Below are 13,185 nucleotides of genomic sequence, written 5' to 3'. Positions count from 1 at the left end.
CGGTGTTAACTGCTAAATTCCGCGCCTAAAACTACAGCTTTCCGTGCGCCCGTTACGTCCGGAATATTGCCCGGGATCTTCTGGTCATAGGCATAAGCCAGCCAGGCAAAAGCCATAGCTTCCACATCATCTGCTTTTACCCCTAAACTGGCAGTCTGCCGCACTTGTACTGCAGGGAATAACTGCTGCAGGTCATTGATCAGTACTTTGTTATAAGCTCCACCACCACAAATAAATAGCTCTTCGATGGCTTCATTATTCAGCGCGACTTTGATGCTTTGGGCAGTAAAACGGGTGAGTGTACGTTGTACATCGGCTGGAGCGTAGTTTTTGGCTTGTAATTTTTGTGCCAGCCACTGTGGATTAAAATACTCTCTGCCCGTACTTTTGGGGCCCTGTAGCTGAAAGTAGGGGTCTGACAGCAGGTTTGCTAACAAATCCTGCTGTATTGAACCTGAAGCGGCATACAGGCCATCTTTGTCGAATAAACCTAAACCCTGTTGCTGGATCCAGTGATCCATTAAGCCATTGCCTGGCCCTGTATCAAAACCCCGTACTGGCTGGTTGGGTTGCAGCAAGGTGATATTGGCGATACCCCCAATATTTAAAATAGCGCGATAGCTGTCTGGTCTGGCGAATATCGCCTGATGAAACGCCGGTACCAGCGGCGCACCTTGTCCGCCATACGCCATGTCTTTACGGCGAAAATCAGCAATGACCCGGATTTGCGTTTCAGCAGCCAAACGAAACATATCACCAATCTGATAGGTAAAAGGAAACTGGGCATAAGGACGGTGACGAATGGTTTGGCCATGACAGCCAATGGCTTCGATCTGGGTCGGGCTCAGTTTGTTTTTCGCTAAGAACTGGTTGACTGCCTCAGCATAAGCCAATGCCAATTGCTGCTCCACTAACCCCATCAGCTCCAGTTCATCCGGACCTGACTGAGTCAATTGATTTAATTGTTGCCGTAACTGAGTAGGGAAGGGGAGAAGCAGGGAGTCAAGCAATTGTGGCTGAAGTGCGTTCTGTTCGGACTTGCCAAAACGAACCAGCACCAGATCGATGCCATCGAGACTGGTGCCGGACATGATGCCTATATACAAACCGGACATTACTCAGCCGCAGCGACGGTGATCCGTTCATGGTTTTGCATTTGCGCAATTAACTGCTTCGCCTGATTAACAAAAGCAATGCGTTCACTGGTTGATAAAGCATCCACCTGAGGTAATTTCACAGTACGTGGATTGCGATGCACACCACCGACTACAAATTCATAGTGCAGGTGAGCGCCTGTGACACGGCCCGTTGCACCTAAGCGGCCTATCACCTGACCTTGTTTCACGTTCTCGCCTTGTTTGACGTCCCGTTTAGACAAATGCAGGTACTTGGTAACTATGTTGTTTTTGTGCTTAATAAACACATAGTTACCATTGACGGCGTTGCGGGTAGAAGCGATCACCTTACCATCGCCAGCCGCCATAATCGGAGTTCCTACTGCAGCAACATAATCAACACCATTGTGTGGTTTTACTTTCTTTAACACTGGGTGTAAGCGGCGAGGATTAAAGTTAGAGCTGACATACTGGAAGGCAACCGGAGCACGTAAGAAGGCTTGTTTGGTGCCCTTGCCATCCGGCTTGTAGTAGGCGCCATCCTTGTGACGAACCGCCTGATAGACCTGACCTTCGTTTTTAAACTGTGCAGCGAGAATATTCCCGTTACCCACAAATTGACCGTCTGCATAACGGGTCTCAAAAATCACACTAAAACTGTCACCAGCTTTGATATCCAGACCAAAGTCGATGTCGTAACTGAAGATGTTGTTAGCTAGCGTCAGCATCTGAGCTTCAGTTAAACCTGATTCCAGACCCGCATTCCAGAATGAACCGTTGACCACGCCACTGACCACTTCAGTACGGGTTTCCACTTCTTTGAGTAACTCTTGCGCCGCAAATTTACCATCGGCAGTACGCTGGACACGTAAAGTTTTCAGGTTGTTGATCGGGTAGCGAATTTCCTGCAGCTTGCCCTGATTATCCAGGCCAAACTCAATTTGTTCACCGGGAAAAATGCGGGTTAAGGTTTTGACTGGTTTACCCAGTTCCAATACTTCCTGCATCGCGGCTTGATCTAATTTAGCTTTACGGAAAATAGTCGACAAAATGTCGCCTTTTTTCACATCAACAGTCACCCACTCCAGTGAGTTATCTTCGTGTGGCAGAGTGGCTAGCTGTTCTGCTGCAATTTTCTCTTCCACCAAAGGGATATCAATACTGTATCTTTTTCCAACTTCCAACTCAGAAGTTTCTGTAGTTCTGGAGGCTGAAGCTTGTTCTGACGGGATCAACAGCATAACGGCAACAATGCCGCTTAAAGCGCCGATTAATAACCGATGTTTGATAGGCAAAGATGAAATCATAGAAAGCGCATCTCTTATTATTATCAGACAAACCAATAAAAAAACGAGCATATAACGATTTTTTACCTGATGCCACACTTTTGTTGGTTTGATCTAAAGAAATGTTTCGTTAGAATGCAGACTTGGAATTTTGCCAAATACAAAGAGATGTAGGAGTAGACCATGGCTCACTGGGAGCAGGCGCTGGCTGAGATAAAACGCGGCTGCGAAGAGATTTTGTTAGAAGAAGAACTTATTGCCAAATTAAAGGAAGGAAAACCTTTAAAAATCAAAGCAGGTTTCGATCCAACTGCACCAGATTTGCACTTGGGCCATACGGTTCTGATCAACAAATTACGAACCTTTCAACAGTTGGGTCATGAAGTTATTTTCCTGATAGGCGACTTCACCGGCATGATTGGCGACCCGACAGGTAAAAATGTTACACGCAAGCCTTTGACCCGCGAAGATGTGCTGGCCAATGCGCAGACCTACAAAGATCAGGTATTTAAAATTCTGGATCCGGCCAAAACCCGGGTGGCTTTTAACTCGGAATGGATGGAGCAGTTGGGTGCTGCAGGCATGATCAAACTGGCCGCACGTCAAACAGTAGCCCGAATGCTGGAACGTGACGATTTTAAAAAGCGTTATGCCAATAACCAGTCTATTGCTATTCACGAGTTTTTATACCCGCTGGTGCAGGGCTGGGATTCGGTTGCCTTAGAGGCTGACATCGAAATGGGCGGCACCGATCAGCGCTTTAATCTGTTGATGGGCCGTGAGCTGCAAAAAGACGAAGGTCAGCGCCCACAAACCATTATTATGGTGCCATTGCTCGAAGGCCTGGACGGTGTGCAGAAAATGTCCAAGTCGCTTGGCAACTATATTGGCATCACAGATGCACCTGGTGAGATGTTTGGCAAAGTGATGTCCATCAGTGACGAGCTGATGTGGCGTTACTACGATTTGCTGAGTTTCCGTCCTATCGCTGATATAGCTGCGCTGAAGCAACAAGCGGCTGAAGGTCGTAATCCACGGGATATTAAAATTGAACTGGCTAAGGAAATTATTGCCCGTTTCCACGACGAGGCCGCAGCAGATGCTGCTGAGCAGGATTTCATTCAGCGTTTTCAGAAAAATGCCTTACCGGATGACATCCCTGAGCTGACACTGACTTTAACTGCAGACAGTATCCAAATCGCTAATCTGTTAAAAGAAGCAGGTTTGGTGGAGAGTACCTCAGAAGCGCTGCGGATGATCAAACAAGGTGCAGTTAAGCTCGATGGTGAAACCAAACTGGAAGACAGCAAAATGGAATTTGCCAAAGGCAGTTGTCATATCTTTCAGGTTGGCAAACGTAAGTTTGCTAAAGTCAGTCTGGTCTAGCGATGAACAGACTGTTGCAGTGAAAAAAACCGGCGATGCCGGTTTTTCACTTTTACTGTCAGCTCGCTTGTTGCAAGCGTGCAAAAAGCAGCTTCTGAAGTTCAGCTTTAAACTGCAACGCATCAAAGGGGAGCTGTAACCAGATGATCTCTATCGCAAGCTGGGGCTGCTCTGCGGATAACAGCGCTAGTTTAACCTGATGCTTGGTCAGTTCCTGCAGCAGTAGTGGCAGATCAACCTCTTGCTGCACAGCTCCCATGATGGCCAGTTGTGGTTTGCGTTCACCCATAAGCAGTAAAGCATCAACCGTGTTGCGGGCCTGCTGTAATTCGACAGGAAAATGCCATTGTTGACATAAAGCCTGTAATAATTTGAAAAAATCTGCATCAAAATCGACGCAGAGCACATAGGTCAAGGGCTGCAACCGCTGTCTTTTATGTAACAACCCCAGTAACGACTCCTGCACTATGCGTCTGTGTCCGCCCGGTGTTTTCCAGGCGCTCAACAAACCCTGCTCAACCCAAAGCTGGATAGTGCGCACAGAAACGCCGAGCAGTTTGGCTGCTTGTCGGGTGGAAAGAAGTTGATGTTGCTCTGACATAATGAGTTTTCTGATTTGATTAAATTTATCATATTTATCAAATGAGTCAGTGTCAACGAACTCTGGATCTTTTGCGACCGATAGCAGGTTTTTTATACGCATTCGCTTGCTCTTTGTCTGAATCAAGCTAATTTGATATTAAATTGATATCAAACGGAGAGGATCTGATGAAAGAGTATCTGGCAAAAAGCCGTAGTGGTTTGATGATGCTAGCTGTGCTGCCGGCTATGTTTATTTTCGCTGGTGTGGCTCTGCTGGCCTTGAGTGGGCCACTGAAACTGGTGGCGATACTGGCGTTGATTTTGCTCGGTATTGGCTTTTTTGGTTTTTATATGGTGCAGCCCAATCAGTGTGCTGTGTTGCAACTGTTTGGTCGTTATGTCGGGTCCGATTTACAAACAGGTTTACGTTGGGCCAACCCGTTTTACAGCAAACAAAAGGTATCGCTGCGGGTACGCAACTTTGAAAGTGGTAAGTTAAAAGTGAATGATCACAGTGGCAATCCGGTCGAAATTGCCGCTGTGGTGGTATGGAAAGTAGTAGACAGCGCTGAAGCCGTATTTGAGGTGGAGGACTACGAAAACTTTGTCAGTATACAAAGCGAAGCGGCTTTGCGTTATTTAGCGTCCAGTTATCCCTATGAAGCGGCAGACGATACCGACATCAGTCTGCGCAGTAATGGCCCTGAAGTGACAGATTTACTCAAAGCTGAAATACAGGCCCGTCTGGATAAAGCGGGTGTGGACGTACTGGAAGCGCGTATCAGTCATCTGGCATATGCACCTGAAATTGCCAGCGCCATGCTGCAACGCCAGCAGGCAAGGGCTGTGGTGATGGCCCGTCAACAACTGGTGGAAGGGGCTGTTGGTATGGTGGAGTTAGCTCTGGCCCGTTTATCGGAGAAAAACATGGTGCAACTGGATGAAGAACGTAAAGCCGCTATGGTCAGTAATTTGCTGGTCGTGTTATGTGGTGATCATCAGGTCCAGCCTGTGATCAACACCGGCACTTTATACTAAACGGAGAGCAGAGTGTCGAAAAAAGCCTTTGCGTTGCGCATTGATCAGGCAGTGCTACAGGCCTTACAGCACTGGGCTGATGATGAGTTTCGCAGTGTCAACGGTCAGATAGAATACCTGCTGCGTGAGGCCCTTGTTCAATCCGGGCGGCTAAAGAAAAAGCCTCCGGCCGAACCCGCTGCAGAACCGGATTAACTTAAGGCCTGCAGCAGCAGTCTGGCTTGTTGTTTGGCATGCTGAGCTACAGTAGCATCGGTATGCAATAAAGCCATATTGATAGCGCCCTCTTTCAATAACATCAGCCCATCAAGTAATAAGGACTGGGTTTGCTCTGGTCGCTGATAGCTCTGAAGGTGAGTGTTCACCAACTGCTTCACCTTGAGCTTATGCTGAGCGCAAAGCCGCAATACAGCGCTATCTGGTCCATGGTATTCAGCGGCGCAGTTTTGAAAATAGCAGCCAAAAAAAGGCCCTAAAGGCTCTGCCTTGCCTTCAAACCAGGCACCTAACGCATCAAAAAGTTTATCTACCGGATCTGTGCCTTCGTTTCGATTCAACTCTTGCTGCAGCCAGTGATAAAAGCGCTGATGTCGAAGTTCCAGCGTCGCCAATAACAACTCGTCTTTGCTGACAAAATGGTGATATAAGGTTTTTTTGGCCACAGCAGACTGTTCTAAAATCTGATTGATGCCCACAGCATGCACACCATAGCGGTAAAACAAAGTTAAGGCTGTTTCAACAAGCTGTTGTTTTTTATCCGGTTCCATAGATGCCCTCAGCACAGTAGCTCCTTAGCTTGACACAGGTAGACCACTCTGTCTACAATGCGAGCTGCAAGTAGACAGAGTGGTCTACTTTATGAGGTGATATAGTGACTGAACATAAAGTCTGGGTGCAAGCTGTGTTGGCGGGGTCGGGTGCGGCATTAGTGATGGCGTTGTTGGCATTATTGCAACAATGGCAGCAGTTGTGGCTGGTCGCTCCTTTTGGTGCTACCGCGGTGATCTTATTTGCTTTGCCGGGGAGTCCACTGGGTAAAGCAAAAAATGTGATAGCCGGACATTTTCTGGCTGCATTGATTGGTCTGACTTTTGTGCATGGTTTTGGTTTAACTGTGTGGAGTCTTTCTATGGCCGTGGGGTTGGCGATAGGGGTGATGGTGCTGCTGAAAATTACTCATCCGCCTGCAGGCGCAACCACCTTGCTGATCATGCTGACAGCACCAGACTGGTGGTTCTTGTTGAACCCTGTGCTGACAGGGTCTGTGCTGATGCTGCTGGTGGCGCATTATTACCACAAGAGCCACCGCAAAGGGCATCAGCACTTGCTTAAACGTAGAGCTGCAGCAGCGCGTACCAAAGTGGCAGACTGATAAAACTAAGCAGCAAACCCAACCCCACTAACGCTGGTACTAATCGCAGTGCCAGCCCCGCGCCAATGGCGATAGCCCCGGCAGAGACCATAGGTGGCATAGCGGCTTCAAATACCACTACCTGCAGCAACAGCGCATCAGGTTGGAATAAGCGTAAAAAGCCCAGAGCCAATAATGGCATCAAAAACAGTTTGACCCCCAGCGCAAAGATCAAAGGTTTAGTGTCTTTGTTATCCAGTTGTAACCTGAACTGGAAACCGACGGCAATCATAATAACCGGCACTAAAGTAGCCGCCAGACTATCCAGTACCAGACTAAAAAATGTCGGGTAAGGCCAAGATTTCAGCGCTAACGCCAGAGCTAAAGCGATAAAAGATGGGAAAGTTAAAATACGTTTGATCATTTGACCTGTAGTAGGTGTGGCGGCATTGGGGTTATACCAGGCGGCCAGGATAGTGGAATAGGTGGCCAGTGCCACAAAAGAACCGGCCTGGTCGTAAATCATTGCAAAAGGTAGAGCGTTTTCGCCAAAAAAAGCCTCGACCATAGGAAAGCCTAAAAAAGACGTATTGCCTAAAGGCAAAACCACCAGCAAAGCCCCTACTGTAGTTTTTTCAAAGTGCCAGATTTTACCCGCCAGTATCACTAATCCGGCAACTATGACCAGCAAGACCCAGGGCGTGATGGCGGGTAACCAGAGTTGATTGGAAAATTCTAACAGTGGAATTTTTTGTAGCACTAAAGCAGGCAGAGCGACAAAAAGTACATACTGATTCAGCACTAAACCTGTGTCTTGCGGAAACTGCGGCAGTCTGCGCAGCAAGGCTCCAATCATCAGATAGATCAGGACTAAAGCAAAATTTTCCATCACAACTCCTTATGCTTTTCAGCCAGTCTAATCTGAAGCTGATCCTGTGCCTATGCGACTTTCGCCTGATAGCTGCTCAAGCAGGTTCAGCTGTTGAGTTTCCTGCCTTAGTAATAACTCTTTGTCCTTTTTAGTCCATTGTTTCAACTGATACTCCAGCTTGCTGGCAGAGGAACGGCAGGGCATGGCATAAGTAAAAGCAAGTCGCAGTGGGCCTTTGCCTTTAAGAGCCTTAGCTCCGCCTTTGAGCTCACCGCTGTGCTGACGTAAGCGTCGTACAGGATCTGTGCTGATGCCAGTATATAAAGCGCCAGTCGCCGTGCGCACCATATAAACAAACCATGGGGTTGGTACTGCGGTCATGCCTTGTTGTGTTCCTTCTGCTACACTAGCGCTGTTTTAAAGGCTTAAAGGCCGATACTTTAAAGGAAATTGCATGTCATTTGCCACGCTTGGTTTAGATCCCCGTATTCTTTCTGCTGTTACAGCCCAGGGGTACCACACGCCAACCCCTATTCAGCAACAAACCATACCTGTGATCTTAGAAGGCAAAGACGTGTTAGCTGGTGCTCAGACAGGAACAGGCAAAACCGCTGCTTTTACTTTGCCTGTATTGCAACTGCTGAGTAAAAACACCGCAAAAGTGAATAACCTGCAGGTGCGTTGTTTAGTACTGACCCCAACCCGAGAACTGGCACAGCAAGTGGCAGACAGCGTCAAAGCTTATGGGGCTGATTTACCGCTGAAATACGCGGTATTTTATGGTGGTGTGTCGATCAACCCGCAATACGATCAGGCAAGCAGAGGTTTAGATATTCTGGTCGCCACTCCAGGGCGTTTGCTTGATCATTTACATCAGGGCACTGTGAGTTTGTCAGAGCTGCAAATTCTGGTATTGGATGAAGCAGACCGTATGCTGGATATGGGCTTTATTCATGATATTAAACGTATTATGGCGCGCTTACCCAAAGAGCGGCAGACGTTGTTTTTTTCTGCCACTTTTGCCAAAGAAATCAAAGAACTGGCTGATACCTTATTAAAGTCTCCTGTGCTGATTGAGGTGGCCAAGCCCAACAGCACTGCAGAGAAAATAGAGCAACTGGCGTATCGGGTGGATTCGCAGCGCAAACGGGAAATGTTGTCTTATTTGATTGGCTCGCGGCAGTGGAAGCAGGTGCTGATTTTCAGCCGCACTAAACATGGAGCCGACCGTCTGGCGAAGCAATTGCGGTTAGATGGCATTGAAGCTGGCGCTATCCATGGCGATAAAAGTCAGGGCGCACGCACTAAGGCGCTGGATGATTTTAAAAACAACAGACTAACTGTGTTAGTGGCAACTGACATCGCGGCCCGTGGTTTAGATATAGAAGAGCTGCCTATAGTGGTCAACTACGACCTGCCGCAGGTAGCAGAAGATTATGTGCACCGCATTGGCCGCACAGGCCGGGCGGGCAACTCAGGTTTAGCCATCAGTTTAGTTACACCTGATGATCTGGTGATGTTACAAGCCATCGAAAAACTAACCAAGCAAGTGATCACCCAACAAGTGTTACCTGGATATGAACACGATCCGAAAATGAATCACAGCAGCAAAAAGGCCGATGCCGAAGAAGAGCGGGTACAAAAAGTCGCCAGCCGCAATAAACAGCTAGCGAAAGAAAAGGCCAAACTACGAGCGCAGTTGTTGGGTAAAAAGTAATGACCAGGCTGGTCAGCCGTCTACAGGTTCAGCCGGGGTGTTTAATGTCAGTTGATAAAAGGCTAAATCTAACCAGCGGCCAAATTTAAAACCTGCCTGACTGATAGTGCCGCTGTGTTTGAAGCCATGTTTGGTATGTAACGCTATGCTGGCTTTATTAGCCGCATCAATACCGCCAATCAGCAGGTGATAATTGTCCAGTTGGGCCCGCTGAATAATTTGCTGCAACACCAGAGCACCATAGCCTTTACCTTGCTGATCTGGCGCCACATAAACTGAATGTTCGACAGAGTATTTAAAAGCCGGAAAAGCCCTGAAGGTGCCATAACTGCCAAAAGCCACCAGTTGCTCCTGTTCATTCAGAAGGCCCAACACCGGGAAATTCCCCGCTGTTTTGTTGGCAAACCACTGCTGCATAGTAGCCATAGTGCGGGGCTGGTATTCGTACAAAGCGGTCGTATTTAAAATAGCGTGGTTAAATATCGCCAGAATAGCTTCGGCATGTTCTTCATAATTACAGGGAACAAAACGCATCCGGCTCTCCGTTTATTGCTGCTGTTAGCTGCGGTACAAGGTTTTAATCAGGTGATAACCAAACTGAGTTTTCACCGGGCCGTGCACTTCCAGCACCGCCTTTTTAAACACGACCTCGTCAAAGGCCCTGACCATCTGACCAGGCTTAAACTCACCTAAATCACCACCTTTTTTGCCGGAAGGGCACAAGGAGTGTTTTTTGGCTAATTCATGAAAACTGGCGCCTTTGGCCAGCAATTGTTTTAATTTCTCAGCTTCGGCAGCAGTTTTCACCAGAATATGGCAGGCGCAGGCTTTGGCCATGCAGATTTCTCCTTCACAATAGAGCCCTATTGTACAACGCGACAGACTATCGGAGCAAAGCCGGATCTGAATTTGGTTGCTATGAATTACCTGCAATAAAAAACCCGCAATAAGCGGGTTTTTACTTAACGTTTGATTTAGTTTGGCTTATACAGCTTTTCAACTACATCTAAACGGGCTTCCTTTACTAATCCGGATTTACGGACTGAGTCAACTAATTCGGTCAGATTAGCACCGGCTGGAGCCTGCATAATGGCAATTTTATCGCCGACAGTCTTCACTGATTTTAAGCCGAACTCTTGCTGCAAACGTTGCAGTGCTGCAGCGTCATTTGCCAGAATAGACAAACGACCAGTAACAACTCCAAGTTCACCTGTCAGTAAATTTCTTACCACAGCATCAGTTTTAACCACACCGTCTGTGTTTACTACTGCCTGTTGTACTAAGGCGCGGCCAGATAAAGTCCCTGCAGCTTTGTCAGCGGCCAGACTGACTGGAGCCAAAGCTAAATCAGGTAACAACTTGTAAACACCAAAATCTGCGTTTTCGACTTTCTTTGCTTTTACTGTTTCAGTTTTAGCTGGCATAAGTCTTTTTAACTCTGGTGAAACTTCGACCGCTTGAGCAGAGGCCATAGTTCCGATAGTGGCCAGAGCAACTAAGGTTAATTTGAATTTCATAACTCTCTACTTCCTCTATTAATGGCCAAATACACGAATAGCTACACCCTCGACAACAGAAGGTTCAGTGTTGTTGACATAGCCATCAACCTCTAAGTAGCCTCCGGTGGCGGCATAGTCAGAGCCGTTCGCATCCAGTACTTTAATAGTCCAGGTACCCTGTGCATTTTCACCATAAAAGGCGTTAGTCAGGAATACGGTATCATTCAGTATATAACCTGGCTGAAAGAAGAAATCTTCTGTCAACGCTGGGATAGTCAGAGCCTGTTTAGAGGATAACAAAACACTCTTAGTTCCAGATGGTGAAGTGACTTCGATGGCTAAGTCGATACCCGCTGTGGTTTGGAAATAACCGTCTACAGTATTGAAACCATATTCCATCTCTGGGTTAGAGATGGAAAACTTCAGTTGAGCACCTTCAAGCACTATGTCATCTGCCACTTCAAGAGTGACTGTAGCACCAGTCACGCTGTTGTCCGGTACAGGTAACGCCAGAGAGGCTGGAGTTTCAGTGGCCGCATAAGAACCGACACCAACCCAATCAGAGCTAACTTCTTCACCTAAGTTCACAGTGTAGTTTTTAGCCATAGCAACAGCTGCACCAGCGTCTACCCGACCAAAACCATATAAGTTATTGAAGTTGTAGCCTGCCGCATTTTCTACCCAACCCTGGTGAGCAACAAATTCACCATTAGCTAATTCTAACGAGACAGGGGCATTTTCTGCATCAACCATAGTGCTGGTTGAAACCAGAATATGACGAATATCACGATAGCTCAGCTCTGGGTTTGCAGATGCAATCAAGGCAACTACGCCCGAAGCATTGGGTGCCGCGGATGAAGTTCCGTTGAAGGTTGATGTGTAGTTACAGCTTGCATTTTCCGGGTGACCTGGATTGTTGAACGGAAAAAATCCTTCGAAGAAGCCAGGGAAATAGAAGCCATCATAGTCTTCTGCTGAAGCAAAACTGCTATAACCACGTAAACAGGTCATTTGGTCGGTAGTTACCATCGCAGGTTCAAACGTACCATACTCACCAGCCGGAGCTGAGACCAGCAGGTTAGCGCCAGCAGTAGAGTAACTGGTGTGTTTTCCATCGCTGTTAACCGCACCCACGCTGAAGTAATAAGGCGTGGCTTGCGAAGGTTCAAAGTTACCGTTGTAACAGGTTAAACCCAAGTCGTTCGCTCCGTTTACGGCACACAAATCGTTATCAAAACTTGTGCTGCCATCCAGGAAGCTATTACCACTGGATTTCATATTCACGGCACCTTTGCCTGAGCGTAATTCGGTCGCACTGAATTGCTGTACTGCTTCTTCAAATTCAGAATAGGCAATAGCTGCAGGTACAGTCAGACCGTAACTGCGGTTAAACACTGCGACTGGCTCAGATGCAGTGATACCGCTGCCTGGTCCGCCATGGCTCAGTACAAAAGCTACATTGCTTTGTTCTTCCAGGTAGTTCATACCAATCAGCTGAGCATCAGGGGCCACACCACGACCACCTAAACCGTTCCAGCCTTGTGCAGCAATTAAACCTGCAACGCTGGTGCCATGATCACCAAAGGCTGAGTTATTCGTTGGGTTCGTTGGATCTGCTGCACCGGGGATAAAGTTTAGTGAGCGATTCGGAATGACGTTACCCTGTAAATCTTCGTGAGCGATTTCCAGACCTGAGTCAACTACTACGGCTACAGTGTTACTGCCGGTTGAGCCAGCAGCGTAAGCGGCAGTGACATTCATGTCTTCGCCAGCCACTAATACATCAGGGTTTTTACGCGATTCAACTACTGCAGCTGCATCTTCTTCAGACAAACCCAGTAAATCAGTTAATAAAGTGAAGTAGGTCTCATACAAAGAGTCACTCATTGAGAACGCTTTTTGGCCAGTGTTTTTTAAATGCCACTGTTGATAAGCCAATGGATCAGTACCCGCACTGGCAATAGTGACTGTCGCTGTCGCGGATTCGCTGCCATCTGACACTGTGTAAGAAAACACTTGCTCACCCGGAGCCATAGGTGTGAAAACAAAATTCAGTCCTGTTACGGCAAGTGTACCTTTGCTCAGTGTGTACACGCCACCTGTTGGCGTCACTGCGGTACCATTTTCTGAAATAGTGGTCAGAGTTAATGCATCCTGATTCGCATCAGTTCCGGCAAAAGCGCCAGAAACCGGGACCCACTCTCTGACTTCAATATTGGTTAATGAGACATTTGTTGCTTGTGGAGCAATGTTTTTATTTCCATCACCACCACAGGCTGCAAGAGCAACCAGCACAGCAACGGATAAAGCAGAATATTTTAGCTTAGACATTGTGTTGTT

The 13,185-nt window shown here is 47.4% G+C and carries 15 protein-coding genes; 5 read left to right on the top strand and 10 right to left on the bottom strand.

The window, feature by feature from the left end:
• Nucleotides 1-5 precede the first annotated feature (5 nt).
• Nucleotides 6-1,115 (bottom strand): anhydro-N-acetylmuramic acid kinase, encoded by a 1,110-nt coding sequence (locus SD53_RS00245; RefSeq protein ID WP_046518202.1) that lies wholly within the window; start codon nucleotides 1,113-1,115, stop codon nucleotides 6-8.
• Nucleotides 1,115-2,422 carry a peptidoglycan DD-metalloendopeptidase family protein gene (locus SD53_RS00240; protein ID WP_046518201.1) on the bottom strand — a complete coding sequence of 436 codons (1,308 nt, stop codon included), beginning with the start codon at nucleotides 2,420-2,422 and terminating at the stop codon, nucleotides 1,115-1,117. The genes SD53_RS00245 and SD53_RS00240 overlap by 1 nt, the downstream gene beginning before the upstream one ends.
• A 162-nt stretch (nucleotides 2,423-2,584) precedes the next feature.
• Between SD53_RS00240 and tyrS the strand changes: the two genes are divergently transcribed.
• Nucleotides 2,585-3,787 carry a tyrosine--tRNA ligase gene (gene tyrS, locus SD53_RS00235; protein WP_046518200.1) on the top strand — a complete coding sequence of 401 codons (1,203 nt, stop codon included), beginning with the start codon at nucleotides 2,585-2,587 and terminating at the stop codon, nucleotides 3,785-3,787.
• A gap of 58 nt (nucleotides 3,788-3,845) precedes the next feature.
• On the opposite strand, the gene SD53_RS17850 is transcribed toward tyrS, so the two are convergent.
• The gene (locus SD53_RS17850; RefSeq protein ID WP_082101740.1) at nucleotides 3,846-4,388 is read right to left on the bottom strand and encodes a MerR family transcriptional regulator; all 543 of its coding nucleotides are present in this window, start codon (nucleotides 4,386-4,388) and stop codon (nucleotides 3,846-3,848) included.
• A gap of 167 nt (nucleotides 4,389-4,555) precedes the next feature.
• Here SD53_RS17850 and SD53_RS00225 point away from each other — a divergent pair, with 167 nt between their 5' ends.
• Together SD53_RS00225 and SD53_RS00220 are read left to right on the top strand one after the other, a co-directional pair.
• Nucleotides 4,556-5,407 carry an SPFH domain-containing protein gene (locus tag SD53_RS00225; RefSeq protein ID WP_046518199.1) on the top strand — a complete coding sequence of 284 codons (852 nt, stop codon included), beginning with the start codon at nucleotides 4,556-4,558 and terminating at the stop codon, nucleotides 5,405-5,407.
• Nucleotides 5,408-5,419: 12 nt separating this feature from the next.
• Entirely contained in the window at nucleotides 5,420-5,602 is a 183-nt protein-coding gene (locus SD53_RS00220; protein WP_046518198.1) for a type II toxin-antitoxin system antitoxin, read from the top strand.
• Here the strand turns inward: SD53_RS00220 and SD53_RS00215 are convergent.
• On the bottom strand, nucleotides 5,599-6,189 hold the full coding sequence (locus SD53_RS00215; protein ID WP_125060832.1) for a TetR/AcrR family transcriptional regulator: 591 nt from the start codon (nucleotides 6,187-6,189) through the stop codon (nucleotides 5,599-5,601). The two genes, SD53_RS00220 and SD53_RS00215, sit on opposite strands and share 4 nt — an antisense overlap.
• Nucleotides 6,190-6,278: 89 nt before the next feature.
• Between SD53_RS00215 and SD53_RS00210 the strand changes: the two genes are divergently transcribed.
• Nucleotides 6,279-6,779: an HPP family protein gene (locus SD53_RS00210; protein WP_068226318.1), complete on the top strand. Its 501-nt coding sequence runs from the start codon at nucleotides 6,279-6,281 to the stop codon at nucleotides 6,777-6,779.
• Here the strand turns inward: SD53_RS00210 and SD53_RS00205 are convergent.
• Entirely contained in the window at nucleotides 6,736-7,647 is a 912-nt protein-coding gene (locus SD53_RS00205; RefSeq protein WP_046518196.1) for an AEC family transporter, read from the bottom strand. The two genes, SD53_RS00210 and SD53_RS00205, sit on opposite strands and share 44 nt — an antisense overlap.
• Before the next feature lie 27 nt (nucleotides 7,648-7,674).
• Nucleotides 7,675-8,010 carry a GIY-YIG nuclease family protein gene (locus SD53_RS00200; RefSeq protein ID WP_046518195.1) on the bottom strand — a complete coding sequence of 112 codons (336 nt, stop codon included), beginning with the start codon at nucleotides 8,008-8,010 and terminating at the stop codon, nucleotides 7,675-7,677.
• A 73-nt stretch (nucleotides 8,011-8,083) separates the two neighbouring features.
• Between SD53_RS00200 and SD53_RS00195 the strand changes: the two genes are divergently transcribed.
• The gene (locus SD53_RS00195; RefSeq protein ID WP_046518194.1) at nucleotides 8,084-9,346 is read left to right on the top strand and encodes a DEAD/DEAH box helicase; all 1,263 of its coding nucleotides are present in this window, start codon (nucleotides 8,084-8,086) and stop codon (nucleotides 9,344-9,346) included.
• Between the two features lie 12 nt (nucleotides 9,347-9,358).
• Here SD53_RS00195 and SD53_RS00190 read toward each other — a convergent pair whose 3' ends face one another.
• The 4 genes from SD53_RS00190 to SD53_RS00175 form a co-directional block, all read right to left on the bottom strand.
• Entirely contained in the window at nucleotides 9,359-9,880 is a 522-nt protein-coding gene (locus SD53_RS00190; protein WP_046518193.1) for a GNAT family N-acetyltransferase, read from the bottom strand.
• 24 nt (nucleotides 9,881-9,904) lie between these two features.
• Nucleotides 9,905-10,183: a peptidylprolyl isomerase gene (locus SD53_RS00185; protein WP_046518192.1), complete on the bottom strand. Its 279-nt coding sequence runs from the start codon at nucleotides 10,181-10,183 to the stop codon at nucleotides 9,905-9,907.
• Nucleotides 10,184-10,320: 137 nt separating this feature from the next.
• On the bottom strand, nucleotides 10,321-10,863 hold the full coding sequence (locus SD53_RS00180; protein ID WP_046518191.1) for a serine protease external chaperone: 543 nt from the start codon (nucleotides 10,861-10,863) through the stop codon (nucleotides 10,321-10,323).
• 18 nt (nucleotides 10,864-10,881) lie between these two features.
• Nucleotides 10,882-13,176, bottom strand: a complete 2,295-nt coding sequence (locus SD53_RS00175) for a S8 family serine peptidase (RefSeq protein WP_046518190.1) — start codon at nucleotides 13,174-13,176, stop codon at nucleotides 10,882-10,884.
• Between the last annotated feature and the right edge of the window lie 9 nt (nucleotides 13,177-13,185).

Source organism: Rheinheimera mesophila (genome assembly GCF_000986865.1).
Lineage (GTDB): Bacteria > Pseudomonadota > Gammaproteobacteria > Enterobacterales > Alteromonadaceae > Pararheinheimera > Pararheinheimera mesophila.
The sequence above is the reverse complement of the archived record's forward strand: the minus strand, read 5'-3'. Positions and strand labels throughout refer to the sequence as shown.

What these genes read in the sequence shown, in the direction of transcription:
- SD53_RS00245 (WP_046518202.1), bottom strand. Translation starts at nt 1,115, where the DNA reads ATGTCCGGTTTGTATATAGGCATCATGTCCGGCACCAGTCTCGATGGC.
- SD53_RS00240 (WP_046518201.1), bottom strand. Translation starts at nt 2,422, where the DNA reads ATGATTTCATCTTTGCCTATCAAACATCGGTTATTAATCGGCGCTTTA.
- tyrS (WP_046518200.1), top strand. Translation starts at nt 2,585, where the DNA reads ATGGCTCACTGGGAGCAGGCGCTGGCTGAGATAAAACGCGGCTGCGAA.
- SD53_RS17850 (WP_082101740.1), bottom strand. Translation starts at nt 4,388, where the DNA reads ATGTCAGAGCAACATCAACTTCTTTCCACCCGACAAGCAGCCAAACTG.
- SD53_RS00225 (WP_046518199.1), top strand. Translation starts at nt 4,556, where the DNA reads ATGAAAGAGTATCTGGCAAAAAGCCGTAGTGGTTTGATGATGCTAGCT.
- SD53_RS00205 (WP_046518196.1), bottom strand. Translation starts at nt 7,647, where the DNA reads ATGGAAAATTTTGCTTTAGTCCTGATCTATCTGATGATTGGAGCCTTG.
- SD53_RS00200 (WP_046518195.1), bottom strand. Translation starts at nt 8,010, where the DNA reads ATGACCGCAGTACCAACCCCATGGTTTGTTTATATGGTGCGCACGGCG.
- SD53_RS00195 (WP_046518194.1), top strand. Translation starts at nt 8,084, where the DNA reads ATGTCATTTGCCACGCTTGGTTTAGATCCCCGTATTCTTTCTGCTGTT.
- SD53_RS00190 (WP_046518193.1), bottom strand. Translation starts at nt 9,880, where the DNA reads ATGCGTTTTGTTCCCTGTAATTATGAAGAACATGCCGAAGCTATTCTG.
- SD53_RS00185 (WP_046518192.1), bottom strand. Translation starts at nt 10,183, where the DNA reads ATGGCCAAAGCCTGCGCCTGCCATATTCTGGTGAAAACTGCTGCCGAA.
- SD53_RS00180 (WP_046518191.1), bottom strand. Translation starts at nt 10,863, where the DNA reads ATGAAATTCAAATTAACCTTAGTTGCTCTGGCCACTATCGGAACTATG.
- SD53_RS00175 (WP_046518190.1), bottom strand. Translation starts at nt 13,176, where the DNA reads ATGTCTAAGCTAAAATATTCTGCTTTATCCGTTGCTGTGCTGGTTGCT.